The following is a 26271-nucleotide window of genomic DNA, read 5'->3' on the forward strand; positions in this document are numbered from 1 at the left end:
TCCGTGGGAAGGGCCGCTTATACTAGCGGTCTTTACCCTCTGGTTTGAGACTCACGATGCGCCGCTTGCTGTTCTGCTTCCTGCTGCTCACCTCCCTCACCGTGCAGGCCGCTGACGCGCCCCGGCCGAAGATCGGCTTGGTGTTGTCCGGCGGCGCCGCCCGTGGCCTGGCGCATATCGGTGTACTCAAGGCCCTCGAGGAACAGGGCGTGCGCATCGATGCCATCGCCGGCACCAGCATGGGCGCGGTGGTCGGCGGGCTGTATGCCTCTGGCTACAGCATCGCTGAACTGGAGAAGCTGGCCACCACCCTCGACTGGCAACAGGCGCTGTCCGACGCGCCACCGCGCAAGGACGTGCCGTTCCGGCGCAAGCAGGACGACCGCGACTTTCTGGTCAAGCAGAAGCTGAGCTTTCGCGACGACGGCAGCCTCGGCCTACCCCTTGGGGTGATCCAGGGCCAGAACCTGGCCCTGCTGCTGGAAAGCAAGCTGGCCCACACTGCCGACATTCGCGACTTCGACAAGCTGCCGATCCCGTTCCGTGCCGTGGCCACCGATATCACCAGCGGCGAAAAGGTGGTGTTCCGCCGCGGCCACCTGCCCCAGGTGATCCGCGCCAGCATGTCGATCCCGGCGGTGTTCGCCCCGGTGGAGCTGGACGGCCGCCTGCTGGTGGACGGTGGCATGACCGACAACATCCCGGTGGATGTGGTCCGCGAGATGGGCGTCGACCTGGCCATCGTCGTCGACATCGGTACGCCGCTGCGCAACCGCAAGCAGCTGGCCACGGTGGTGGATGTGCTCAACCAGTCGATCACCCTGATGACCCGGCGCAACTCCGAGGAACAACTGGCCAGCCTGCGCCGCGAGGACATCCTGGTGCAGCCGCCACTGGCCGCCTTCGGCGTCACCGACTTCGGCCGCGCCCAGGACATGATCGACGCCGGCTACCGCGCCACCCGCGGTCTCGACCCACGCCTGGCGCCGCTGCGCCAGCCCGAAGGCGACGCCAACCTGGCGGTGGCCCGCTCGCCACGCCAGCGCACGCCGATGATCACCGCGATCAGGGTGGAGAACGACTCCAAGGTCAGCGACGACGTGATCCGCTACTACATCCGCCAGCCCATCGGCGAACCGCTGGACCTCGGCCGCCTGCAGACCGACATGGGCACCCTGTACGGCCTCGATTACTTCGACCAGGTGCAGTACCGGGTGGTGCACAAGGGCGAGGACAACACCCTGGTGATCAATGCCCGCGGCCGCCGCGGCGGCACCGACTACCTGCGCCTGGGCCTGAACCTGTCCGACGACCTGCGCGGCGACAGCGCCTTCAACCTTGGCGCCAGCTACCGGGTCAACGGCATCAACCGCCTTGGCGCCGAATGGCTGACCCGCGCGCAGATCGGCGACCAGCAGGAGCTGTACAGCGAGTTCTACCAGCCGCTGGACGTCGGTTCGCGCTACTTCATCGCCCCCTACCTGGACCTGGGTTCGCAGAACGTCGAGGCCACCCTCGACAACGACCCGGTGGCCGAGTATCGCCTCGAGCGCTATGGCTTCGGCCTCAATGTCGGCCGGCAGATCGGCACCTACGGCGAGGTACGCCTGGGGGTGGGCAAGGCCTGGGGCAATGCCGAGGTGCGCATCGGCGACCAGGACCTGCCCAAGGTCAGCTTCAACGAGGGCTTCTATGAGCTCAAGTACTCGTTCGACACCTTCGACAACGTGTACTTCCCGCACAGCGGCGAGGACATCGGCCTGACCGTGCGCAAGTACGACAAGTCGCTGGACTCGGACCAGGACTACCGGCAATGGCTGGTCAACCTGGACAAGGCCATCAGCAGCGGAGCGAATACCCTGGTGCTGGGCGGGCGCTATGGAAGAACCCTGGATGACGCCGAGGTGGTGACCTCAAGCTTCGTGTTCGGTGGCGCGCGGCAGCTGTCGGGCTTTCGCCAGGACTCGATCTCTGGGCAGAACATGAGTTTGCTGCGGGTGGTCTACTACCGCCGCCTGACCCCACGGGCGTACCTGCCGCTGGACTTCCCGCTGTACCTGGGCGGCTCGCTGGAGCGTGGCCGGGCGTGGAACAACGACAATGAGTTCGACAGTGGCTACATCAACGCGGCGAGCATCTTCCTCGGCCTGGAAACGCCGCTGGGGCCGCTGAACCTGAGCTATGGGGTCAATGATGCCGATGAGAAGGCGGTGTACCTGAACCTGGGGCATACCTTCTAGAAACGATCGCGGGGCAAGCGCGCTGCCACACGTCATGCAGCCTAGTGTGGGAGCGGGCTTGCCCCGCGATTGACGAAGGGTTCAGGACTTCTCGAGATTACCAAGGATCTTTGCATGCACGCGCATGCACACTTCCATGTCGGCCTCGTCTATGCCGGTGAACAGCTCGACGCGCAAGGCATTGGCGATGGTTTCGATCTGCTCGATCAGCGGCTTGGCCGGCGGGCACAGCAGGATCTTCTTGGCCCGGCGGTCTTCCATCACCGCCTGGCGGCGCACCAGGCCCTGGCTTTCCAGGCTATCGAGCAGGCGGGCCAGGGTCGGGCCCTCGACGCCCACGCTCTGGGCCAGCTCACGCTGGGTCGGCGCCTCGTCGAAACGCGCCAGGTGCAACAACACCAGCCAACGCGCCTGCGAAAGGTTGAGCCCGGCCAGGCGGCGGTCCAGTTCGGCACGCCAACCCCGGGACATCTGGGCCAGCTGCATGCCGAAACGGTGTTGGTTGTCGGTCAGGGGCATAAGCAACTCAATAAACAGAACTAATTATTAGTCAGCTAATCATGACCCGACCGATCCGGCAAGGCTCAGCGCCGTGGAAAACGCGGATATTCCTGTAGGGGCATGACAAAGATCAGCAAATGGCACAAATGCCGGCAATCAGAGCTCGAACTCCGCCGCCAGCGCCGCGCGCACGCAGTGCAGCACCCCCTCGGGCACCCGCGCGCCGAACAGCGGCGCCACCACCGACACCGGCGGCAACTCGCCCTCGCCGTCGAGGAAGGCGTCCTGCACCTCCATCATCAGGTCCTCGGGCAAATCCAGCGCCTGCTCCAGGCTCAGTTCCTGGCGGCCAATGGCCTCGGCCAGCAGGCTGTAGACGTTCTTCTCGGTGCAGTCGAGCTGGCCGGCGATCTGCGCCGGGGTCATGCCGGCACGGGCCAGGCTGACCAGTTCGTGACGCAGGTCGAGCACCACCTTCGGCGCCTCCTCGGTGCCGCCAGCACCGTTGAGCACCTCGAGGAAGGCCTGGCCGTAGCGCTCCAGCTTGCGCGCGCCAACGCCGCTGACCTGGGCCATGTCGCTGAGGCTGGTGGGCATGCTGCGCAGCATCTCCAGCAGGGTCGAGTCGGGGAAGATGACGTAGGGCGGCACGCTGTGCTCCTCGGCCAGCTTGCGCCGCAGGGTGCGCAGTGCCTCCCACAGCTCGCGCTCCTCGGCGCGCACCAACTGGCTGGCCGGGCTGCTGCCGCTGCCGCTGGAGGCCTTGGCCGTGGTCTGCGGCTTGAGGTCGCGGCGCAGTTGCAGGTTCACCTCGCCGCGCAGCAGCGGCCGGCAGCTGTCGGACAGGCGCAGGCCGCCATAGCCTTCCAGGTCGATGTCCACCAGGCCACGGGCCACCAACTGGCGGAACAGCGAGCGCCATTCGGCCTCGGCCAGGGCCTTGCCGACACCGAACACCGAGAGTTTCTCGTGGCCGAAATTGCGCACTTTCTCGGTGTCCTTGCCCAGCAGCACGTCGACCAGGTGGCCGACGCCATAGCGCTGGCCGGTGCGGAACACCGCCGACAGCGCCTGGCGCGCAGGTTCGGTGGCATCCCAGGTCTGCACGTTGTCGACACAGTTGTCGCAATGCCCGCAGGGTTGCTCCAGCACTTCGTCGAAGTAGGCCAGCAGCGACTGGCGGCGGCAGCGGGTTTCCTCGCACAGCGCCAGCATGGCGTCGAGCTTGTGCTGCTCGATGCGCTTGTGGCGCTCGTCGCCCTCGGAGTTCTGCAGCATCTGCTTGAGCATCACCATGTCCTGCAGGCCGTAGGCCATCCAGGCATCCGATGGCAGGCCGTCACGGCCGGCGCGGCCGGTCTCCTGGTAATAGGCCTCGAGCGACTTGGGCAGGTCGAGGTGGGCGACGAAGCGCACGTTGGGTTTGTCGATGCCCATGCCGAAGGCGATGGTGGCAACCATGATCAAGCCTTCCTCGTTGAGGAAGCGGTGCTGGTTGGCGGCGCGAGTCTCGGCGGCCAGCCCGGCGTGGTACGGCAGCGCCGGGAAGCCCTGGTCGCAGAGGAACGCGGCGGTTTCGTCGACCTTCTTGCGCGACAGGCAATAGACGATGCCGGCGTTGCCGCGGCGCTCGCCGAGGAAGGCCATCAGCTGCTTGCGCGGCGCCTCCTTGGGCACGATGCGGTAGAAGATGTTCGGCCGGTCGAAGCTCGACAGGAAGCGCTCGGCGCCTTGCAGGTGCAGGCGCTGGACGATCTCCTCGCGGGTACGCATGTCGGCGGTGGCGGTCAGGGCGATGCGCGGCACATGGGGGAACAGTTCGGCGAGCTGGCCCAGTTGCAGGTATTCCGGGCGGAAGTCGTGGCCCCATTGCGACACGCAGTGGGCCTCGTCGATGGCGAACAGGGCGATGTCCAGGCCGCGCAGGAAGTCCAGCATGCGCGGCTGCACCAGGCGCTCGGGGGCCAGGTAGAGCATCTTCACCTCGCCGCGGCGCAGGCGCCCGGCCAGTTCACGCTGCTGCTCGGCGCTGAGCGTCGAGTTCAACGCCGCGGCGGCCACGCCCAGCTCGTCCAGGGTCGCCACCTGGTCGTCCATCAGCGCGATCAGTGGCGACACCACCACCGTCAGGCCCGGGCGCAACAACCCCGGCACCTGGAAGCACAGCGACTTGCCGCCGCCAGTGGGCATCAGCACCAGGGCGTCGCCGCCGCCTGCCACGCATTCGATGATCGCTGCCTGGCGCCCGCGGAAACTGTCGTAACCGAAGACATCCTTGAGGACGCGCTGAGCCTGTTCGAGCATTTGCCACTCCAAAATCGCCGTACCATCCTGGACTCAGGCTGGACGATAAATCCGCCGCGCACACACCGAATGCGTAAGCGGTTTTTGCCAGATGGCGCGAAAATCGCCAGCAGGCACGAAAAACCGCGGAGTATACCCGACTGCCGCGCCCCCCGGCATGCCCCGGTGACGGACGTTCCCTTTGCCCCGCAAGCGCCGCAAGGTGCTAGAATTCAGCATCGTTTATTCCCCAAGGTAGCCCTGTAATGTCCTTCGCCGAGCAACTGACCCGCCTGCAAGCCTTCCTCGATGCCGATGAGCTGCACGAAGAAGCGCTGGACTACGTCGCCGCCCACGGCTACCTGACCGCGCTGTCGATCTGCTCGGAGCAAGTTCCAGACCGTGAGTGGATCGACGCGCTGTTCGCCGAAGAACCCCACTACGCCAGCGAGGCCCAGCGCACCGAGATCGAAGCGACGCTGGTAGCCCTCAAAGCCCACATCGCTCGCCAGCTGGCCAGCGAAGAGGAGTTCGACCTGCCGTGCGAACTGGACCTGACCGACGAGCCGGACGACTCCGACCTGCGCGGCTGGTGCATCGGTTTCATGGAGGGCGTGTTCCTGCGTGAAGAGGCCTGGTTCGACAACTCCGAGGATGAAGTCAGCGAAATGCTCCTGCCGATCATGGTCGGCTCGGGCCTGTTCGACGAGCAGCCCGAGTTCGCCGACATCGCCAGCGATGCCAACCTGCAGGACGACATGATCGTACAGATCCCCGAAGCGCTGAGCGCGCTGTTCCTGTTGCAGCACGCACCGGACGAAAAACCTGCCGTACTCAAACCACGCCGCCACTGATCGACGTGGTGCGCTGCCTGCTGCTGGCCGCCGGCTGGCTCAGCGTTGCGCTGGGGGTGGTGGGGATCTTCCTGCCGGTGTTGCCCACCACCCCGTTCTTGCTGCTCGCGGCGGCCTGCTTTGCCCGCAGTTCGCCGCGTTTTCATGCCTGGCTGGTGCATCACCCGAAGCTCGGGCCATGGATCCGCGACTACCTCAGCGGTGAGGGCATCCCGCTCAAGGGCAAGGTCTATGCCATCGGCTTGATGTGGGCGAGCATCGGCTTGTCCTGCTACCTGGTGCCGCTGTTCTGGGCGCGGGTGTTCATGCTGACCAGCGCGGTGCTGGTCAGCGCCTACATCCTCAAGCAGAAAACCCTGCAGCGACCGGATTGATCGTGTAGGAGCGGCCTTGTGTCGCGAAAGGGCCGCAGATTTTTGCATCAACGCTGAAATTCTGGGGCCGCCTTGCGGCCCTTTCGCGACACTAGGCCGCTCCTACAAGGGAATGCATAAACCGCGATCATCAGCACGCCACGGCTCATCCCCCGCCGCTTACACCGTATCCACCTTCAACGAATGATCATTGAGCATGCCATTGATGATGGTCGCGGTATCGTGCCCCGCCGCGATCACCCCGCCCGCCCCGGCCGACACCCCGTAATGCTGCGCCAGGTCGACCCCGGCCAGGTCGATGGTCTGGGTCGGCGCGGCGCCGGCGACACTGCTGACCTCGATGGTCGACACCACGTTGCCGCCCGCGCCGCTGACCTTGAAGTGCAGGTAGTCGTCCAGTGACGCGCTGGTGGCGCTCTCGCCCTGCAGCAATTGCGACAGGTCGAGGCGATCGCTGCCAGGGGTGAAGTCGGTCACGGTGTCGTGCCCAGTATCGCCCTTCTGCCAGACGAATACGTCATTGCCGCTGCCACCGCTCAAGCTGTCGTCGCCGCGTCCGCCAATCAGCGTGTCGTTGCCCGCACCGCCCTTGAGCACATCGTTGCCCGCACCGCCGTTGAGCAGGTTGTCGCCATCATTGCCGATCAAGGTGTCGTTGTAGTCCGAGCCGACCAGGTTCTCGATGCCGCTCAGGGTGTCGAGCCCGGCTCCCACGGTGTTCTGCTGCCCGACATGGCCAAGGTCGACGCTCACCCCGGCGCTCGCCCGGGCGTAGCTGGCGGTATCGTTGCCGGCGCCACCGTCGAGCAGGTCGTTGCCCGGCCCGCCGATCAGCAGGTCGTTGCCGTCGCCGCCGTACAGGCTGTTGTTGCCTGCCCCCGCCACCAGCACATCGTTGCCAGCGCCACCGTTGAGCGTGGTGTCGCCGGTGCCGGCCAACAGCACATCGTCACCCGCGGTGCCGGTGAGCGTGTTGCCGGCCTGGTAGCTGATATCCACCGCGCCGGTGGCATAGCCACCATGGTTGTCGCTCACGGTGTAGCTGCCGTGGTAGGTGTCGTTGCTGGCGTTGCTGTAGTCCACCAGCATGCTCAGCTTGTAGTTTTCGGCAGCCTTGCTGTTGCCGGAGGCATTCTCGGTGTTGACCACATGGATGCTGTACACCCCGTCATGGCTGGCGGTGAAGCTGCCACCGTCGGCGATGCTCTGGTAGCTGCCGCCGGCGTCCTTCCACTCCATCATCAGGTTGCCGGCCGGGCGGTCATGGTCCAGGGTCAGGGTCTCACCCTTGCGCAGGGTGACGGTCAGGGTGTCCTCGTCGTTGGCGTTGCTGGTGCTGATCGACCCGAGGTAGCCGGCCACCACCAGGGCCGCGGTCAGGGTGCCGTTGAGGCTGGTGAACTCGCTGCGCGCCAGGTCGCGGAACTGGTTCTCGGTACGGTTCTGGGTGGCATCGAAGGTGATGGTGCGCGCCTGGGTGCCTGCCGTGAACCCCGCGCCCTTGTCGGCGAAGTCGGTGTTGAAGGTGATCGGCGCGGCGCTCAGGCGGTCGTGGTCGGCATCGCTGTCGTTGGCCAGCAGGGCCTCGGCCGGCACCGTCAGCGTGGCCCCGCTGATGTTGCTGATGATGTGGTCGGCGCCGGCCAGCGGCGCGCTGTTGCTGTTGATGTTCACCGTCAGGGTGGCGCTGCGGGTATCACCGTCGTTGTCGCTGGCGGTGAAGGTGAAGCGCTCGACCTGGCTGCTGCCGTTGTCCTTGGGTGGGGTGTAGGTGAATTCGCCGTTGTCCATGTTCACCAGCAAGGTGCCGCCCAGGCTGGTCTTGATGTTCAGGCTGTTGCCAACGGTATCGAACATGGCCTTGTCGACACCGCCGCTGACCGTGTAGCCGCCCTGCCCGCCATTGGCTTTCGGGTCGTAGGTGTAGGTGGTGCCATCCACCAGCAGCGCCTTGATGAAGCCTCCGTCGGCACCGAAATCACCGCCGCTCATCAGGCTGCCGGTGATCGGCGCCCCCTGCACGGTGCCGGACAGCACCGCGTTGAGCTGGTTGAGGTCGGTGACCACCACCGAGTTGGTGTCGGTGTGGCTGCTGCCGTCATAGGCCAGCGGGTTGAGGTTGCCTTCGTTGACGCCACTGCCCATGCCGATGGCGTAGGACTTGATCGCATTGTTGTCGAGGAAGGTTTCCCAGGCTGTCTCGCGCACGGCCGTCATCGAGTGCCCCGAGGTCGGCTCGCCGTCGGAGAAGAAGTAGCTGATGTTCTGCGCCCCCACCAGCTTGCCGGAGGTGACCCAGGCTTCCTGGGCCTTGCTGGCCGCCGAATCGTAGTAGGTCGAGCCGTTGGCCGTGAGCCCGGCGATCAGGCTCTTGGCTTCGCCGATCGTGACCCAGACCGGCGTCTGCAGCGTCGCGCCGGTGGCGAAGGTGACCACCTGCACCTTGATGTCGCCCATCTCGTCGTACTTGTCGAGCAGCGCGTTGATTGCCTGCTTGGCCAGCTCCAGGCGGCTCAGGCCCGGCACGCCGGAGGCGACGTCCATGCTGCCGGACACATCGATCACCAGCAGGATGTTGGAGTCGACCTGGCCTGGGATGATGCTGCGCACCGCCGAGGACACGCTTGGCAGATCGTCGACGATGTTGATGGCGATGGTGCTGGTGACGCTGTTGCCCAACGCGTCGGTGGCCTTGTAGGTGAAGTACTCGTTGAGGGTATTGGCACCGTCGTCGGCACCGCCAGGGGTCTTCGGTGCCGAGGTCAGGGTATAGGTATAGGAGCCATCGGCATTGAGCTGGAGCTGGCCGTACTGGCCGGTGCTGCTGCCGACCAGGCTGTAGGTCAGCGCGCCGACGCCACCGCTGACCGCACCGACCAGGCTGCCGGACGCGGTCTCGCTGCTGGCGCCCGGCTCGCTGCCGGTGACGGTGCCCGGGGCCAGGTCGTTGCCGTCCTGGATCAGGTCCAGGGCCTTCTCGTAGACGGTGACATCGTTGTCGACTGCCGCCACCAGCTTGCTGTCCTGGACATTGATGGTCAGGGTGGTGGTGCTCTCGTCACCGTCGGCATCGCGAATGGTGTAGACGAACACATCCGCCGCGCCAGCCGGCGCCACGCCGTTGGGGTTGGCATGGTAGGTGGCGGTGCCCTGGCTATCGAGGGTCAGGTAGCCATACTGGCCGACGATCGGGTCGCCCACATGGCCGCTGGCCGAGGTCGTGGTGTCGCTGCCGGCGCGCACGCCGACCACGTACTGGCCGTTGCCGCGCACATCGGCGCCGACCACATCGTTGTCCAGCACATTGCCGCTGACCGTGCCGCCTTCGCTGACGCTGATCACGTCGCTGTAGGCCTGCGGCATGTCGTCGACGATGCTGATCACCAGGGTACTGGTGCTGGTGTTGCCCAGCGCGTCCTTCACCTGGTAGGTGAAACTCTCGGTGACCAGGTTCGGGCCATCGTTGGCCGGCAGCGGCGAGCTAGCCGGCGAGGTCAGGGTATAGCTGTAGGTGCCATCGGCATGCAGCTGCAGTTGGCCGTACTGGCCCACGGCGTTGCCGACCAGGCTGAACGTCAACGCCCCTACCCCGCCACTGACCGCCCCGGCCAGCGAGCCCGCGGCGGTTTCACTGGTGGCGTGCGGGGCGCTGCCGGTGACGGTGCCCGGAGCCAGGTCGTTGCCGTCCTGGTACAGGTCCAGGGCCTTTTCGTAGACCTTGACCTGATCATCGACACAGGCCACCAGCTTGCTGTCCTGGACATTGATGGTCAGGGTGGTGGTGCTCTCGTCGCCGTCGGCATCGCGAATGGTGTAGACGAATACATCCGCCGCGCCAGCCGGCGCCACGCTGTTGGGGTTGGCGTGGTAGGTGGCGTTGCCCTGGCTGTCGAGGGTCAGGTAGCCATACTGGCCGGCGATCTGCTCGCCGACATGGCCGCTGGCCGAGGTGGAGGTATCGGCACCTGCGCGCACCCCGACCACATACTGGCCATCGCCGCGCACATCGGCGCCGACCACGTCGTTGTCCAGCACATTGCCACTGACCGTGCCGCCTTCGCTGACCGAGACCTCATCGCAATGGGCCTGGGGCACGTCATCGACGATGCTGACGACCAGGGTACTGGTGGTGGTATTGCCCAGCGAGTCCTTCACCTGGAAGGTAAAGCTTTCGCTGACCAGGTTCGCGCCGTCGTTGGCCGGCACCGGCGAATGGGCCGGCGCGGTCAGGGTGTAGGTGTAGCTGCCGTCGGCATTGAGCTGGAGCTGGCCGTACTGGCCGAGCGCACTGCCGACCAGGGTAAAGGTCAGGGCGCCGATACCGCCGCTCACCGAGCCGGCCAGCGAACCGCTGGTGGTTTCGCTGGTGGCGTGCGGGTCGCTGCCGGTGACCGTGCCGGGTGCCAGGTCGTTACCGTCCTTGTTCAGGTCCAGGGCTTTTTCATGGACCTTGGCCGTGTCATCCGGGCAGACCACCAGGGAAATGGCGTGGACATCGAGGGTGATGGTGGTCGTGCTTTCGTCGCCGTCGGCATCGCGGATGGTGTAGACGAACACATCCGTCGCGCCGGGTGGCGCCACGCTATCGGGGTAGGCGTGGTAGGTGGCGTTGCCCTGGGCGTCCAGGGTCAGGTAGCCATACTGGCCAGCCACGTTGCTGCCCAACTGGCCGAGGGCCGAGCTGGAAGTATCGCTACCTGCGCGTACGCCCACCACGTACTTGCCATCGGCCGGCACGTCGGCACCGATCACGTCGTTGACCAGCACGTTGCCGCTGACCGTGCCGCCTTCATAGACGTTGGCGAAGTCGCTGTGGGCCTTGGGCACGTCGTCGACGATGCTGATGACGATGGTGCTGGTGGTCGAGTTGCCCAGCGAATCCTTGACCTCATAGGTGAAGGTCTCGCTCAGCACGTTCGGGCCATCGTTGAGGTGGCTCGGCGAGTTCGCCGGGGACGTCAGGGTATAGGTGTAGCTGCCGTCCGCGTTCAGCTGGATCTGCCCGTACTGGCCCGTGGAGCTGCCAACCAGGGCATAGGTCAGCGCGCCGACCCCGCCACTGCTCGAGCCCGCCAGCGAACCGCTGGCCGTCTCGGCGGCCGAGCCCGGTTCGCTGCCGAGCACCGTGCCGCCTGCCAGGTCGTTGCCATCCTTGTTCAGGTCGAGGGCTTTCTCGTAGACCGTGACTTCGCTGTCGGCAGCGGCGATCAGCGAGCAGTCGCGCACATCGATGGTGATGGTGGTGGTGCTTTCGTCGCCATCGGCGTCACGCACGGTGTAGACGAACACATCGGTGGCACCGGGCGGGGCCACCGCGTTGGGGTTGGCGTGGTAGCTGGCGTTGCCCTGGGCGTCGAGGGTCAGGTAGCCGTACTGGCCGGCGACGTTGCTGTTCAACTGGCCGAGGGCGGAGGTCGAGGTGTCGGCGCCAGCGCGCACGCCGACCACGTACTGGCCGTCGGCCCGCACATCAGCACCGGAACTGTCGTTGTCGAGCACGTTGCCACTGACCGTGCCGCCCTCGACGACGCTGGCGGTGTCGGCCTCGGCCTTGGGCAGGTCGTCGACGATGTTCACCTCCAGCGTGTTGCTGGCGCTGCTGCCATCGGTGTCCGTCGCGGTGACGGTGAACTGCTCCGCCAGGTTGTTGGTGCCATCGCCCGTGGCGTGGCTGGCATTGTCGAGCAAGGTGTAGCTGTAGCTCACCACCCCGGTGGCGGGGTTGTAGCCGGTGATGGTCAGGGTGTTGCCCAGGTCGGTGGTGATCGACTGCGGGAAGCCCGCCGCCACGCCGCCACTGACCACGCTGATGCCACCCACGGTGAGGGTTTGCAAGCCATCCGGCGCGGTCACGCTGAAGCTGCCGCTCTGGGTCAAGGCGCCAGGGTTCGGCGCACTGCCGTCGGCCAGGTTTTTCTCGTAGACGGTCAGTTCGCCACCGTTCACGTCCAGGCCGCCAAGGGTGACCGAGTCGTTGAGGTTGAGCACGTTGAGGGTCAGGGTTGCGGTGCTGGTGTCACCATCGGCGTCCTTCAGGGTGTAGGTGAAGGTCTCTTCGCCGCTGCCGCCGCCGTGCAGGTTCTGGAAGTCGGCATCGCCCGGGTTGAGGGTGTAGGTGTAGGTACCATCCGCGGCCAGCACCAGGGTGCCGTAAGTGCCGACGAAAGTGCCCGCCACCACCGGGCCGCTGGCGATGCGGTCGGCGCCCTGCACATCGTTGCCCAGCACGTTGCCGGTGAGCTCCAGGTGCTGCTCGGTGGCCGTGGCGGGATTGGTGTCGTCCACGGCGTTGGGCACATCGTCGACGATGGTCACGTCCAGGGTGCCACTGGCGCTACTGCCATCGGTGTCGCTGGCAACGACCGTGAAGCTTTCCGCGAGGTTGTTGGCGCCCTCGCCGCTGGCATGGGTTTCGCTGGCGATGAGGGTGTAGCTGTAGCTGACCACGCCGGTGGCGGGGTTGTAGCCGGTGATGGTCAGGGTGTTGCCCAGGTCGGTGGTGATCGACTGCGGGAAGCCTGCCGCCACGCCGCCACTGACCACGCTAATGCCACCCACGGTGAGGCTTTGCAAGCCGTCCGGCGCCGTAACTGTGAAGGTGCCACTTTGGCTCAGCGCGCCTGGGGTAGGGGCACTGCCGTCGGCCAGGTTCGCCTCGAACACCATCAACTCGCCGCCTTCCACGTCCAGGCCGGCGAGGGTGACCGGGTCGTTCAGGTTGCTGACATTGAGGGTCAGGGTCGCCGTGCTGGTATCGCCATCGGCGTCCTTCAGGGTGTAGGTGAAGGTCTCCACCCCACTGCCGCCGCCGTGCAGGTTCTGGAAGTCGGCATCGCCCGGGTTGAGGGTGTAGGTGTAGGTGCCATCCGCGGCCAGCACCAGGGTGCCATAGGTGCCGACGAAGGTGCCCGCCACCACCGGGCCGCTGGCAATGCGGTCGGCGCCTTGCACGTCGTTGCTCAGCACATTGCCGGTAAGCTCCAGGTGCTGCTCGGTGGCGGTCAGCGCATTGCCGTCGTCCACCGCCCTGGGCACGTCGTCGCGGATGATCACATCCAGCGAGCCACTGGCCACGTCACCATCGCTGTCGCTGACCCATACCGGGAAGTGCTCGCCCAAGGTATTGTTGCCGGCCGCATCGGGATGCTGATCGGCACCGGTCAGGGTGTAGCTGTAGCTGACCACGCCGGTGGCCGGGTTGTAGCCGGTGATGGTCAGAACGTTGCCCAGGCCGGTGACGATGGACTGGCCGACGCCGGTCACAACCCCCGCCGTGACCACGTTGATGCCAGCGACACTGAGGTTGAACACCCCGTCGGCGGCCACCACGGTGAAACTGCCGGCCTGGGTCAAGGCCGCCGGGTTGCTCGCCGAGCCCTGGGGCAGGTTGGCCTCGTCCAGGGTCAGCTCGCCGGGGCTGACCTCCAGCCCATCGAGGCTGACCGGGTTGTCCGCCGCCAGCGGCGGCAGGCCGTTGTCGTCGTTCGTGTCGAGCGCGCCGAGTTCAAGGTTGGCCAACTGCGGGAAACCATTGAAGCCTGCGGTGGGAAAACCGATGGTGGGGTCCACCCGCCCGGCTACCTCGGTCAGGATCACGAAGCTGTGGCCGCCGCCCAGCGCCCCGGCCACACCGGCCGGGTTGCCGCCAGCCGCCGTCGCTTCGGCTTCCTGGGTGGGGTCAGCGCCCGCGGCGATGGCTTGCTGGATGCGCTCGACATCGCTGAGCTGGCCATCGTTGGGCACCAGGTCCGGGGTCTGCACATGGGGCGCGCGGTTGGCCAGCAGCTCGGGGGACATCTGCAGGCTGCTGTCACGCCCCAGGGTCAGCTCGGCGCCATTGTGCAGGCGCACCGCCACGGCACCGGCACTGCCGGTTTCCAGTTGTTCGCCGGCGAACAGGCGATCGCCCTCTACCAGCAGACGGCGATGCCCGTCATTGTCTACCGCGAATACCTGGCCGACTACCTTGCTGACTACACCGACTAATTTAGCCATGAGCGTACGCCTCCCCTGCCGATGGGCTTTTCGCAGATCAAGGCGTATCGGGTAGTTTGCGCAACGTTCCAACGGGTGGATCGTTGCTGTCACGTTCGTGAGAAATCACGCTCCGTGTGACGATGGCTGCGCCAGCGGTGATGGAGAATGGCCATTATCGAGTGCCATTTTTTTGTCGCCAAATTCCGCTTTCGCCCTCCTCCCCTCTCTCCTTAGCTGCAAAAAATCTGGAACTTTCTCCGAAGCCCGGAAACCGCCTGTACCGGCTGGTTCCCGCAAGCACCTGAATGAAACAATGTCTCGGATTCCTTAGACCGCATAAGTTTTTTTTCGCATATATCTTATGAAAAAATCTTCTTAGCTCGCCCGGTAAATGTTCTTAGCTCTGTTGTTACAAACCTGAAACGGTTTGATACCAATATTTCGTCATTTTTTTGGCGAATTGCAGGACTTTTTTCAAGACCAGGGAGATGTACCCCATGCGCGCTTTAACCCCCATCACCAGTGCGATTTTGTTGGCCATGGCGTGTGCCAACAGTCAGGCGATGTCGATCACCGAGGCTGTCCAGAACGCCGTGGACCAGCATCCTGAAATCAGCGCCAGCCGTAACAGCCGGCTGTCGGCCGACGAGGATGTGAAGTTCGCCCGCGGGGGGTACTACCCAACCGTCGACCTGGTCGCCGGCTACGGCCGGCAGCGCTCGGACAACACCAATACCCGCACCGTCGATGCCGACGGCAGGCGCAACCACAACAAAGAGACCCTCAGCTACACCCAGTCCGAGTTGCGTCTGCGCCAGATGCTGTTCGACGGTTTCAACACCGCCAACGAAGTCGGCCGTACCGAAGCGGTAGCCAACTCCCGTGCCTACTACACCCAGGCCACCGCCGAGACCGTGGCCCTGCGCGCGATCGAGGTCTACCTCGAGGTACTCAAGCGCCGCGAGCTGGTAACCCTGGCGCGCAACAACCTGCAGGCTCACCTGCGGGTCAACGACCAGATCGGCCTGCGCAGCGAGCGCGGCGTGGGCAGCACCGCCGACCTTGACCAATCCCGCGCCCGTCGCGCCCTGGCCGAGAACAACCTGGACACCGCCGAGGTCGACCTGGCCGACGCCGAGGCCAACTTCTTCAGCGTAGTCGGCCGTATGCCCGACGAGCTGGAAACGCCCAGCACCATCAAGGCCGAGGTGCCAGCCGATATCGCCGCCGCGCGCCAAGGCATGCTGGAGAACAACCCCTACCTGAAATCGGCCCAGGCCGACGTGCAGTCCGCCGAGCAGCAATACGAAGTGGCCAAGTCGCCCTTCTACCCACGCCTGGACGCGGTGCTGGCCACCGGTGCCAACAACAACCTCGGTGGCCAGAAAGGCCACGACAACAATGACTGGCAGGCCGGCGTCGAGCTCAGCTACAACCTGTTCCGCGGCGGCAGCGACAAGGCCCGCCTGCAGTCGGACGCGCACAAGATCAACCAGGCCATGGACATCCGCAACAACGCCCTGCGCGAGCTCAACGAGAACCTGAGCCTGGCCTGGAACGCCATGAACAACGCGCGCAAGCAAACCCCGAGCGCGCGCGAGTACGCCGAGACCACCCAGCGCGTGCGCGCCGCCTACCAGGACCAGTTCGGCCTGGGCCAACGCACCCTGCTCGACCTGCTCGACAGCGAGAACGAGCTGTACAACGCCAACCGGCGCTACACCGAAGTGCGCTACACCGAAGAGTTCTCCATGTACCGGCTGCTGGCCAACATGGGCGAACTGCTGAGCAAGCAGCGTATCTCGCTGCCGCCGGAAGCCATCGCCAAGAGCGAAGTCCGTAACGAGGCGAGGTTGCCCGACATGCGCTGACGCCTGGCAGGGAAGCCCTGCCAACGCCCGGTTGCCGTCCACCGCGACAGGAGTAGGCCATCGTGACCAGTCTGCAAAGCGCGCAACCGCGCCTGGATGTTGATGATCCGTTGCTCGATGGCCTGCTGATCCTGTGCAAGCTGCATGGCTGCCCGGCCAGCCGTGCCAGCCTGTGCAGCGGCCTGCCCCTGGCCGAGCAACGCCTGGGCCTGGCCCTGTTGCCGCGCGCCGCGGCCCGTGCCGGCTTGCAGGCGCGCCTGCTGCAGCGCGAGCTGAGCACCATTTCCCCCCTCAACCTGCCGGTGCTGCTGATCCTCAACGATGGGCGCAGCGCCGTGCTGCAGCGCTGGGGCGACAATGGCCGGGCGTTGCTGTTGCCGTGCGAGGCCGAAGGCGGCGAGCAGTGGGTCGAGCCGCAAACCCTGGCCGCGGCCTACAGCGGCCAGGCCCTGTTCGCGCGTCCGCGGCATAGCCTGGAGGACGTGCGCGCGCCGCTGATTCCGCGGGTCAACGCCTGGTTCCGCGATACCCTGCGCCATTCCCGCTGGCTGTACGGCGACGCCTTGCTGGCCAGCCTGCTGATCAACCTGCTGGGGCTGATGGTGCCGCTGTTCGTCATGCAGACCTACGACCGCGTGGTACCCAACCAGGCGGTGTCGACCCTGTGGGTGCTGGTCGCCGGCCTGTTCATCGGCACCGCCTTCGAGCTGGTGCTGCGCATGGTCCGCGCCCACCTGCTGGACCAGGCGGGCAAGAAGACCGACCTGATCCTCTCCGCCACCCTGTTCGAACGCATCACCGGCATGAGCATGAAGGCGCGGCCGGCCACCATCGGTGGCTTCGCCCAAAGCATCCACGACTTCCAGGGCCTGCGCGAATTCCTCACCGCGGTCACTCTGACCAGCATCATCGATTTGCCCTTCGTCGCCCTGATGCTGCTGGTGATCGGCCTGCTCGGCGGCTGGCTGGTGCTGATTCCGCTGGTGGCCTTCCCGGTGGCGGTGGGCCTGGCGCTGTTCATCCAGGTGCGCCTGCGCGACACCGTGCAAAAGAGCCTGAGCCTGGGCGCCGTGCGCCAGGCCCTGTTGATCGAGACCCTCGGCGGCCTGGAAACCCTCAAGGCCTGTGGCGCCGAAAGCGAGCGCCAGTACCAGTGGGAACACACCAACGGCGCCATCGCCCGGCTGGACGCCCATGCCCGCAACCTGTCGTCGCTGGCCAGCAACGGCACGCTGTTCATCCAGCAGTTCTGCGGCATGGCCACCATCGTCGCCGGGGTCTACAGCATCATCGCCGGCAACCTCAGTGTCGGCGCCCTGGTGGCCAGCTACATGCTCGGCAGCCGGGTGCTCGCCCCGCTCGGCCAGATCGCCGGGCTGATCACCCGCTACCAGCAGGCGCAACTGACCATGCGCAGCACCGACGCCTTGATGAGCCTGCCCCAGGAGCGCGAGGCCCGCCAGCAGGCGCTGGCGCACACCACGCTGCACGGCGGCATCAGCGTCAGCCATGCCACCTTTCGCTACCCAGGCCAGGTCGCGCCAGCGCTCAACGATGTCAGCGTCAACCTCAAGCCGGGCGAACGCATCGGCATCATCGGCCGCAGCGGCTCGGGCAAGAGCAGCCTGGCGCGCCTGCTGATGGGGTTCCACCACCCCGACGAAGGCCAGGTGTTGCTGGACAACCTCGACCTGCGCCAGCTGGACATCGCCGACCTGCGCAGCCAGATAGGCTACGTGGCCCACGACCTGCCGTTGCTGGCCGGCAGCCTGCGCGACAACCTGACCCTGGGCGCGCGCCATGTCAGCGACGCGCGCATGCTCGAGGTGGCCGAGCTGACCGGCGTCAGCGAGCTGGCCCGTCAGCACCCGCAAGGTTTCGACCGGCCGGTGGGCGAGCGTGGCCAGTTGCTGTCCGGTGGCCAGCGCCAGGCGGTGCTGCTGGCCCGGGCATTGTTGCTGGAGCCGCCGATCCTGATCCTCGACGAGCCCACCAGCCACATGGACAACAGCAGCGAGGAACAGCTGCGCCAGCGTCTGCTGGAGTGGGTGCCGGGCAAGACCCTGCTGCTGGTGACCCACCGCACCTCGATGCTCAGCCTGGTCGACCGTCTGCTGGTGCTGGACAACGGCAAGATCGTCGCCGACGGACCGAAGGAAGCCGTGGTCGACGCCCTGCGCAAAGGCCGGATCGGCGCGGCGCTGTAAACCAACCCCGCTCCCACCTTGCCACTTCGCCGAGGTAGCCCATGAGCCTTTTCCACAATGTGCGCAGTTACCTCCAGGGCACCGACAGCCGCGCCGAACGCGACTACATGCCGGAGCTGGCCGGCGCCACCTTGCAGGAGTCGCCCAGCCTGTCGCGCCTGACCGTATGGCTGGCGGCGATCCTGCTGCTGGTGGCCCTGGCCTGGGCCAACTTCGCGGTGCTCGACGAAGTCACCGTCGGCGAAGGCAAGGCCATTCCCTCGAGCAAGGTGCAGGTGGTGCAGAACCTCGAGGGCGGCATCGTCACCGAAATCTTCGTGCGCGAAGGGCAGATGGTCGACAAGGGCGCCACCCTGCTGCGCCTGGACGACACCCGCTTCAAGTCGAACAAGGGCGAGAGCGAGGCCGACCGCTACGCCCTCACCGCCCAGGTCGAGCGCCTGTCGGCCGAGGCCGAGGGGCGCCCGTTCGTGCTCTCCGACGAGGTTCGGGGCAAGGCGCCGCAAGTGGCCGAGGACGAGATCGCCCTGTACCAATCGCGCCAGCGACGCCTGGCCAGCGAAAAACAGACGCTCAACGAACAATTGCGGCAAAAGACCCAGGAGCTGGCCGAGTTCCGCTCCAAGGTCGACCAGTACCGCTCGGCGGTGGGCCTGCTGCAACAGGAGCTGGACATGTCCACCCCGCTGGTCGGCAAGGGCGCCATCTCGCCGGTGGAGATCCTGCGCCTCAAGCAGCGCAGCGTCGAGGCCCGCGGCCAGTTGAACGCCACCAACCTGGCGATCCCCCGGGCCGAGGCGGCGATCGCCGAGATTCGCAGCAAGGTCCAGGAGTCCGACGCCAGCTTCCGCTCCGAGGCCGCCAAGGAGCTCAACGACAAGCGCACGGAACTGTCGAAGATCACCGCCAGCAGCATCGCCATCGACGACCGGGTCAACCGCACCACGGTGGTCTCGCCGGTGCGCGGCATCGTCAAGCTGCTCAAGGTCAACACCATCGGCGGCGTGGTCCAGCCAGGCAGCGACCTGGTGGAGATCGTGCCGATCGAGGACAACCTGCTGATCGAGGCCAAGGTGCGGCCCCAGGACGTGGCGTTCCTGCACCCGGGGCAGACGGCGATGGTCAAGTTCAGCGCCTATGACTACACCATCTATGGCGGCTTGAAGGCCAAGCTGGAGCTGATCGGCGCGGACACCGTCACCGACGACAAGGGCAATGCGTTCTACCTGATCCAGGTGCGCACCGACAAGAACCACCTGGGCGGGGACAACAAGCCGCTGCTGATCATCCCGGGGATGGTGGCCACGGTGGATATCATCACCGGGCACAAGAGCGTGCTGGATTACCTGTTAAAGCCGGTACTCAAGGCGCGGACGGAGGCGTTGCGCGAGCGGTGATTGTCGGGATTGCGTGAGGGCTGCCAGGGGTTCGTCACAGCATTTTCGGCGCCTGTGAGATCGCGCAAGGCGTTCGCCGCAGCATCCTCAGCGCCTACAAGATCGAGCGCCGCGCGGGCGGCGCTCGATCTTGTAGGCGCTGAGGATGCCATGGCATGCACCTCCAGCCCTCCAACGGCGCAGCCGTTCAATCTCCCTGCAACGGACTCAACGTCCCACAAGGCTCACTGAACAAACGGCGAGACCACCTTCAGGGCGCTTTAACTGCAAAACCCAAAAGATCCCGAGACCTCGATCATTCACCGTGGTTGCGTGTGAACACATCCAACCCCATCGCCCTGATCTGCCCCTCGATCAACGCCTCGAATGGATTGAGCAACGCATCGAAGGCTGCCGGCGCCTCCAGTACATCCAGCGCCTGCACGATAGCCTCCAGGGTTGACACCGCCCCCGCCTCCGGCGCCTTGCGCAGCCGGTAGCGGGAGGGTTTGACCGCACCCAGGGTGACCCGTGGCAGGGCCTCCAACAGCGGGTTCAGGTAGAGCATCTTGCGCGCCTTGCGCCAGGTACCGTCCGGCACGATCAGCATCAAGGGCAGATGCTTATCCTGCCCGTAGCCTTGCAGGACCTCGGCCTCGTCACCAGGGAACAGCAACACGGGGCGATAGCCCGGCGTGGCCAGCAACGCCGCTAGATCGTCGAACACCTCGCCGATTCGCAACTCGGCATTGACCAATCCAAGGGCCGCCAGGCGCGCGGTGTTCAGGGCGTGGGCGGTCTCGCTGGGGTGCTGCAGCACGACCACCCGGGTACGGCTGTCGAGCTGCGGGATAAGCGGGCAAAGGCAATGGGCAAGCGGGCGCTGGCAGCGCTCGCAGCGGGGTCTGGACATCGTGGGCTCCTTGGGGCGGGTAGTTTGCCACAGGGTTGCCAGCGTCGGGTTGCCGCGAGGCGCTCGTGGGAGCGGGTTTGCCCCGCGACAAAACCGGCACCGCCATCGCCGGGCAAGCCCGCTCCCACGCCCCACGGTTACCCGCTGCAGCTTCAGCGGTTGAAACGCTCCGCCAGGCTGTGCAGGTAATCCGCCATGCGCTCAAGGTCCTGGCTGATCTCGGCGCCCTGCTTGGCCTGCCCGGCGCTCTCGTCGCACAGGTGGGCGATGCGCACGATCTGCTGGTTGATGTCTTCGGCCACGTGGCTCTGCTGCTCCGACGCCGTGGCCATCTGCTGGCTCATGCCGGTGATGCGGCTGACCGCCTGGGCGATCCCCGACAGCGCTTCCTGCACGGCCTCGACACTGTGCACGCTGTCGCTGGAGATCTGCTGGCCGCGGCTGGCGCTGGCCACCGCGCGGTCGGCGCCAGAGCGCAGGGTGGAGATGATGTGGTGGATTTCCTCGGTGGAGGCGCGGGTGCGCTGGGCCAGCGAGCGCACCTCATCGGCGACCACGGCGAACCCCCGGCCCTGCTCGCCGGCCCGTGCTGCCTCGATGGCGGCATTGAGCGCCAGCAGGTTGGTCTGTTCGGCGATCGAGGTGATCACGTCCACCACGCTGCCGATCGATTGGGTCTGCTCGGCCAGGGCATTGACCGCCTGGCCGATGTCGCTCACCGCCTCGCGCATGCTGCCCATGGCGCGCAGGCTCTGCTCGGCCAGGTCGCTGCCCTGCTGCGCCAGCTGGTCGGCGTCGCTGGCGGCGTGGGCGGTGCTCTGCACGTTGTGGGTGACCTGCTGGATGGTCGCCGCCATTTGCGCGATGGCGGTGGCCGACTGGTCGGTCTCGCTGCGCTGGCGGTCGAGCATCTGCGCCTGGGCATCGGACAGGTCGGCCGATTGCGCGGCCCGCGACTTGACCCCGACGCCGGCATCCACCAGGCGGGTCAACGCGGTCTGCAGGCGCGCCTCCTCGCTGATGATCGCCAGGTCGAGCTGGCCCTGCAGGCCCGGATTGTCGCTGTAGGTCAGCGCCACCAACGGGCTGGTGAAGGCCTTCGGGTGCTCCTGCAACGTGCGCCGGATCGACTGGTTCTGCCGGTGCTCGACCAAGTACCAGGCCGCCAGCAGGCTGGCCATCAGCACGCCGAGGGCGGCGTAGGGAGGCAGCCACAAGTAGCCGGCGGCCGCGACCAGGCCGGCGCCGATCAGCGGCCAGCCATGGCCGATGCCATGGGCCAGGCGCGCCACCACGGGCACCGCCGAGCGCCCGGCACGCAAGCGCGCGTAGAGCTGCTCGGCGCGGCGGATCTGCTCGCGGGTAGGCACCGAGCGCACCGATTCGTAGCCGCTGATGCGGCCATTCTCGTACACCGCGGTGACATAGGCGCTGACCCAGTAGAAGTCGCCGTTCTTGGCGCGGTTCTTGACCACGCCCATCCATGGCTTGCCTTGCTTGATGGTGTCCCACATATGGCCGAAGACCGCCGGCGGCATGTCGGGGTGGCGAACCAGGTTGTGGGGCTGGCCCACCAGTTCGTCGTAGGTGAAACCGCTGATGGCCACGAATGCGTCGTTGCAGTAGGTGATGCGGCTGTTCAGGTCGGTGGTGGAGATCAGCCGCTGGTCTTGGGAAAAGGTTCTTTCGTGCTCAGTGACGGGCAAATTCATGCGCATCGTTGGCGATCCCTTGCTTATCCAGATGAATGGGAAAATCATCAAAGCAAGTAGATATTTAGCAGATGGCCAGCACGTCAGCGGTCAAGTTTTGTAGGAAATCTACTCGTCCTGACAAAGTGCGTTGAACAACCCCGGGCTCAGCCCACGTTGAGCTGGCTCTTGAGCAGGTCGCGGAACGTCTGGATCAAGGGTTCCCGGCTGCGACCGCGGCGAATGATCAGGGAAAACGGCGCCTGGTAACCGAAGGTGGCCGGCGAAAGCACCCGCAGGTCGCCCTGGTCGACCCAGGCCTGGGCGTAGTGCTCGGGCAGGTAGCCGATGTAGGCGCCGGAGAGAATCAGAATCAGCTGCGCCTCCATGCTCTCCACGGTGGCCGCACTGTGCTTGAAGCCATGCCGGGCCAACTCGGCCTGGCTCCAATAGCCACGGCCGACCATGCGCTGCTGGGTGACCAGCGGCTCCGGGATGCGCCGTTCGGCGAACAGCGGGTGGCGGTTGCTGCAATACAGCCAGTGCTGCTCACGATACAGCGGCTGGTACAGCAGCCCGCTCATGCGCGAGGAGAACGCGCCGATGGCCAGGTCCAGGCGGTTGTCCTGCACGCCCAACTGCAACTCATAGGGGCTGGAGACCGACAGGTGCAGGTGCACCGCCGGATGCTCCTGGCTGTAGGCGCCGATGGCCTCGGCCAGCGGCAAGGCGCGGTCACCGACGGTGGAGTCGATCACCCCGAGGTTGAGGGTGCCGCGCAGTTCGCCCTTGAGCGCGGCAGCGTACTGTTCGAAACCATCCAGTTCGCCGAGCAGGCGCAAGGTCTCCTGGTGGAACAGTTCGCCCTTGCTGGTCAAGCTGAAGCCCCCCCGGCCACGGTGGCAAAGCACGATGCCCAGGGTGCTTTCCAGTTGGCTCATGTAGGTACTGATGGCCGAGGTAGACAGGTTGAGATCGCGCTGGGCATTGGCGAAACCCTGGTGGCGCACCACGCTGGCGAAGATACGCAGCAGTTTCAGGTCGGGCAACGAAGAGGCCATGCAACGAGGTTCCGCAGGCTGGATATGCCCGGAGTCTAACCCGGCTTGCTGCTGATAGTTCAGAAATTCCTGAAGTAAGTATTTGGCGGTAGCGATTCTTCCCGCGCACTACCTTGCGCAGACTGCGGCGAAATGCCCTGCCCGTCGCCTGCACACGGCGTCCTGGCGCGCGGCGGCACAGGTTCGAACAAACAGAACAATCGACCGACTGATGAGGCCCACCGTGGACAAGATTCTCCACCAACCACTGGGCGGCAACGAAATGCCGCGTTTCGGCGGCATCGCCACCATGCTTCGCCTGCCCCACCTGCAAAGCGCCGAAGGCCTGGACGCCGCCTTCATCGGCGTGCCGCTGGACATCGGCACCTCGCTGCGCTCCGGCACCCGTTTCGGCCCGCGGCAGATCCGCGCCGAGTCGGTGATGATCCGCCCCTACAACATGGCCACCGGTGCCGCGCCGTTCGACTCGCTGTCGGTGGCCGACATCGGCGACGTGGCAATCAACACCTTCAACCTGCTGGACGCGGTGCGCATCATCGAAGAGGCCTACGACCAGGTCCTCGAGCACAACATCATCCCGCTGACCCTCGGCGGCGACCACACCATCACCCTGCCGATCCTGCGGGCCCTGCACAAGAAGCACGGCAAGATCGGCCTGGTGCACATCGATGCCCACGCCGACGTCAACGACCACATGTTCGGCGAGAAGATCGCCCATGGCACCACCTTCCGCCGCGCCGTGGAAGAAGGCCTGCTCGATTGCGAGCGCGTGGTGCAGATCGGCCTGCGCGCCCAGGGCTACACCGCCGACGATTTCAACTGGAGCCGTCGCCAGGGCTTCCGTGTGGTGCAGGCTGAAGAATGCTGGCACAAGTCGCTGGCCCCGCTGATGGCCGAAGTGCGCGAGAAAGTCGGCGGCGGGCCGGTGTACCTGTCGTTCGACATCGACGGCATCGACCCGGCCTGGGCGCCGGGCACCGGCACCCCGGAGATCGGCGGCTTGACCACCATCCAGGCGATGGAGATCATCCGCGGCTGCCAGGGCCTGGACCTGATCGGCTGCGACCTGGTCGAAGTCTCCCCCCCTTACGACACCACCGGCAACACCTCGCTGCTGGGGGCCAACCTGCTGTTCGAAATGCTCTGCGTGCTGCCGGGCGTGGTGCATCGCTGACGGCAGCGACACAGCCCTGTTTTTGTAGGAGCGGCCTTGTGTCGCGATGGGGCGCGAAGCGGCCCCAAGGGCTTGGCCTCATGCACAATTGTCGGGGCTGCCACGCAGCCCATCGCGACACAAGGCCGCTCCTACAGAGCACCCAGCTTGCTTGACCCCGGCAGGAGCCATTCGGGAGGGCCATAGAGGCCCGCCAACACCACACAGGACCGCCGGGCGCCGTGAACCGTCCGGGCGGCCAATCTCGCCATAATAAAGATAATCGGGAGACCCCCAATGGCCTTGGACATCATCGTTGTACTGATCTATGCCGCCGGCATGCTCGGCCTCGGCTGGTACGGCATGCGGCGCGCGAAGACCCATGAAGACTACCTGGTGGCCGGGCGCAACCTCGGCCCGACCCTGTACATGGGCACCATGGCCACCACCGTGCTCGGCGGCGCCTCCACCGTCGGTACCGTGCGCCTGGGCTATGTCCATGGCATTTCCGGTTTCTGGCTGTGCGCCGCCCTGGGCCTGGGGATCATCGCCCTGAACCTGTTCCTGGCCAAACCACTGTTGCGCCTGAAGATCTTCACCGTCACCCAGGTCCTGGAGCGCCGCTACAACCCGATGGCGCGCCAGGCCAGCGCGGCGATCATGCTGGCCTATGCGCTGATGATCGCGGTGACCTCGACCCTGGCCATGGGCACCGTGCTGCAGGTGCTGCTGGATGTGCCGTTCTGGATGGCGCTGCTGTTCGGTGGCGGCGTGGTGGTGGTGTATTCAACCATCGGCGGCATGTGGTCGCTGACCCTCACCGACATCGTCCAGTTCGTGATCAAGACCGTGGGCCTGATGTTCATCCTGCTGCCGGTGTGCCTGTACAAGGCCGGGGGTTGGGACGCCCTGGTGGCCAAGCTGCCGGCCACCAGCTTCAGCTGGACCGCCATCGGCTGGGACACCATCATCACCTACTTCCTGATCTACTTCTTCGGCATCCTGATCGGCCAGGACATCTGGCAGCGGGTATTCACCGCCCGTGACGAGAAGGTCTGCCAGCGTGCCGGCACCACCGCCGGTGTCTATTGCGTGCTGTACGGCCTGGCCTGCGCCCTGATCGGCATGGCCGCCCACGTGCTGATGCCGGACCTGGCCAACCCCAACAACGCCTTCGCCGAGATGATCAAGGGCCAGTTGCCCGAGGGCATCCGCGGGCTGCTGATGGCCGCCGCCCTGGCCGCGATGATGTCCACCGCCAGCGCCGGCCTGCTGGCCGCGTCCACCACCCTGACCGAGGACCTGCTGCCGCGGCTGCGCGGCGGCAAGCAGTCGAGCCTGGGCATCAACCGCCTGTTCACCCTGCTCACCGGCTTGGTGGTGCTGGGCATCGCCCTGGCGGTGAACGATGTGATCAGCGCCCTGACCCTGGCTTACAACCTGCTGGTGGGCGGCATGCTGATCCCGCTGATGGGGGCGATCTTCTGGAAGCGCGCGACCACCGCCGGGGCCATTGCCAGCATGTCGCTGGGCTTTGCCACCGCGTTGCTGTTCATGTTCAAGGACGGCCTGGATGCCAATTCGCCGATCTACTACAGCCTGGCCATCGGCCTGGTGAGCTTCGTGGTGGTCAGCCTGGCTTCGCGCAAGCCGGTGAGCGCCGTGAAACTGGCCTGATGCCTTCTGTCCTGACCGCGCTCGTCGACCTTGCCGGCGAACACCGGCGCAGCCGGTGCCAGCCTCCGCGGTGCCTGCTTCGCCAGCAAGGCT

Annotated in this window: 14 protein-coding genes and 1 pseudogene; 8 read left to right on the forward strand and 7 right to left on the reverse strand. The window is 66.0% G+C overall.

The window, feature by feature from the left end:
• Window positions 1-56 precede the first annotated feature (56 nt).
• Window positions 57-2240, forward strand: a complete 2184-nt coding sequence (locus tag KSS95_RS20500) for a patatin-like phospholipase family protein (protein WP_217849145.1) — start codon at window positions 57-59, stop codon at window positions 2238-2240.
• Window positions 2241-2321: 81 nt separating this feature from the next.
• Here the strand turns inward: KSS95_RS20500 and KSS95_RS20505 are convergent, their stop codons facing one another.
• Together KSS95_RS20505 and recQ are read right to left on the reverse strand one after the other, a co-directional pair.
• Window positions 2322-2759, reverse strand: coding sequence for a MarR family transcriptional regulator (locus KSS95_RS20505; protein ID WP_217849147.1), 438 nt, complete (start codon window positions 2757-2759; stop codon window positions 2322-2324).
• A 138-nt stretch (window positions 2760-2897) separates the two neighbouring features.
• Window positions 2898-5045 (reverse strand): DNA helicase RecQ, encoded by a 2148-nt coding sequence (recQ, locus tag KSS95_RS20510; protein ID WP_217849149.1) that lies wholly within the window; start codon window positions 5043-5045, stop codon window positions 2898-2900.
• A 245-nt stretch (window positions 5046-5290) separates the two neighbouring features.
• Here recQ and KSS95_RS20515 point away from each other — a divergent pair, with 245 nt between their 5' ends.
• On the forward strand, window positions 5291-5878 hold the full coding sequence (locus KSS95_RS20515; RefSeq protein WP_217849151.1) for a YecA/YgfB family protein: 588 nt from the start codon (window positions 5291-5293) through the stop codon (window positions 5876-5878).
• Window positions 5879-5886: 8 nt separating this feature from the next.
• Entirely contained in the window at window positions 5887-6252 is a 366-nt protein-coding gene (locus tag KSS95_RS20520; RefSeq protein WP_217849153.1) for a YbaN family protein, read from the forward strand.
• A gap of 159 nt (window positions 6253-6411) precedes the next feature.
• Here KSS95_RS20520 and KSS95_RS20525 read toward each other — a convergent pair whose 3' ends face one another.
• On the reverse strand, window positions 6412-14247 hold the full coding sequence (locus KSS95_RS20525) for a retention module-containing protein (protein ID WP_217849155.1): 7836 nt from the start codon (window positions 14245-14247) through the stop codon (window positions 6412-6414).
• Between the two features lie 479 nt (window positions 14248-14726).
• Here KSS95_RS20525 and KSS95_RS20530 point away from each other — a divergent pair, with 479 nt between their 5' ends.
• The 3 genes from KSS95_RS20530 to KSS95_RS20540 all read left to right on the forward strand — a co-directional run bounded on the left by KSS95_RS20530 (window position 14727) and on the right by KSS95_RS20540 (window position 19704).
• Window positions 14727-16100, forward strand: coding sequence for a TolC family outer membrane protein (locus tag KSS95_RS20530; RefSeq protein WP_217849157.1), 1374 nt, complete (start codon window positions 14727-14729; stop codon window positions 16098-16100).
• A gap of 62 nt (window positions 16101-16162) precedes the next feature.
• Entirely contained in the window at window positions 16163-18307 is a 2145-nt protein-coding gene (locus tag KSS95_RS20535) for a type I secretion system permease/ATPase (protein ID WP_217849159.1), read from the forward strand.
• Window positions 18308-18348: 41 nt separating this feature from the next.
• Window positions 18349-19704 (forward strand): HlyD family type I secretion periplasmic adaptor subunit, encoded by a 1356-nt coding sequence (locus tag KSS95_RS20540; RefSeq protein ID WP_217849161.1) that lies wholly within the window; start codon window positions 18349-18351, stop codon window positions 19702-19704.
• A gap of 295 nt (window positions 19705-19999) precedes the next feature.
• Here the strand turns inward: KSS95_RS20540 and KSS95_RS20545 are convergent, their stop codons facing one another.
• The 4 genes and pseudogenes from KSS95_RS20545 to KSS95_RS20555 form a co-directional block, all read right to left on the reverse strand.
• Entirely contained in the window at window positions 20000-20596 is a 597-nt protein-coding gene (locus tag KSS95_RS20545) for a tRNA-uridine aminocarboxypropyltransferase (RefSeq protein ID WP_217849163.1), read from the reverse strand.
• A gap of 152 nt (window positions 20597-20748) precedes the next feature.
• Entirely contained in the window at window positions 20749-21777 is a 1029-nt protein-coding gene (locus tag KSS95_RS20550) for a methyl-accepting chemotaxis protein (RefSeq protein ID WP_437179626.1), read from the reverse strand.
• A gap of 234 nt (window positions 21778-22011) precedes the next feature.
• A pseudogene (locus KSS95_RS24925) lies at window positions 22012-22356 on the reverse strand (PAS domain-containing protein); the annotation flags it as partial.
• A gap of 98 nt (window positions 22357-22454) precedes the next feature.
• Window positions 22455-23348: a LysR family transcriptional regulator gene (locus tag KSS95_RS20555; RefSeq protein WP_217849166.1), complete on the reverse strand. Its 894-nt coding sequence runs from the start codon at window positions 23346-23348 to the stop codon at window positions 22455-22457.
• 223 nt (window positions 23349-23571) lie between these two features.
• Here KSS95_RS20555 and speB point away from each other — a divergent pair, with 223 nt between their 5' ends.
• Together speB and KSS95_RS20565 are read left to right on the forward strand one after the other, a co-directional pair.
• Window positions 23572-24522, forward strand: a complete 951-nt coding sequence (gene speB, locus KSS95_RS20560) for an agmatinase (RefSeq protein ID WP_217849168.1) — start codon at window positions 23572-23574, stop codon at window positions 24520-24522.
• A gap of 276 nt (window positions 24523-24798) precedes the next feature.
• Complete coding sequence (locus KSS95_RS20565) at window positions 24799-26178, forward strand: sodium:solute symporter family protein (protein ID WP_217849170.1); 1380 nt, start codon at window positions 24799-24801, stop codon at window positions 26176-26178.
• Window positions 26179-26271 lie beyond the last annotated feature (93 nt).

The organism is Pseudomonas muyukensis (genome assembly GCF_019139535.1).
Taxonomy (GTDB): Bacteria; Pseudomonadota; Gammaproteobacteria; order Pseudomonadales; family Pseudomonadaceae; genus Aquipseudomonas; species Aquipseudomonas muyukensis.

Bases quoted from the DNA above. Each gene is read 5' to 3' on its own strand.
- KSS95_RS20555 (WP_217849166.1), bottom strand. From the start codon at position 23,348: ATGGCCTCTTCGTTGCCCGACCTGAAACTGCTGCGTATCTTCGCCAGC.
- KSS95_RS20515 (WP_217849151.1), top strand. From the start codon at position 5,291: ATGTCCTTCGCCGAGCAACTGACCCGCCTGCAAGCCTTCCTCGATGCC.
- KSS95_RS20550 (WP_437179626.1), bottom strand. From the start codon at position 21,777: ATGGCCAGCCTGCTGGCGGCCTGGTACTTGGTCGAGCACCGGCAGAAC.
- KSS95_RS20545 (WP_217849163.1), bottom strand. From the start codon at position 20,596: ATGTCCAGACCCCGCTGCGAGCGCTGCCAGCGCCCGCTTGCCCATTGC.
- KSS95_RS20565 (WP_217849170.1), top strand. From the start codon at position 24,799: ATGGCCTTGGACATCATCGTTGTACTGATCTATGCCGCCGGCATGCTC.
- KSS95_RS20505 (WP_217849147.1), bottom strand. From the start codon at position 2,759: ATGCCCCTGACCGACAACCAACACCGTTTCGGCATGCAGCTGGCCCAG.
- KSS95_RS20530 (WP_217849157.1), top strand. From the start codon at position 14,727: ATGCGCGCTTTAACCCCCATCACCAGTGCGATTTTGTTGGCCATGGCG.
- KSS95_RS20500 (WP_217849145.1), top strand. From the start codon at position 57: ATGCGCCGCTTGCTGTTCTGCTTCCTGCTGCTCACCTCCCTCACCGTG.
- KSS95_RS20525 (WP_217849155.1), bottom strand. From the start codon at position 14,247: ATGGCTAAATTAGTCGGTGTAGTCAGCAAGGTAGTCGGCCAGGTATTC.
- KSS95_RS20540 (WP_217849161.1), top strand. From the start codon at position 18,349: ATGAGCCTTTTCCACAATGTGCGCAGTTACCTCCAGGGCACCGACAGC.
- recQ (WP_217849149.1), bottom strand. From the start codon at position 5,045: ATGCTCGAACAGGCTCAGCGCGTCCTCAAGGATGTCTTCGGTTACGAC.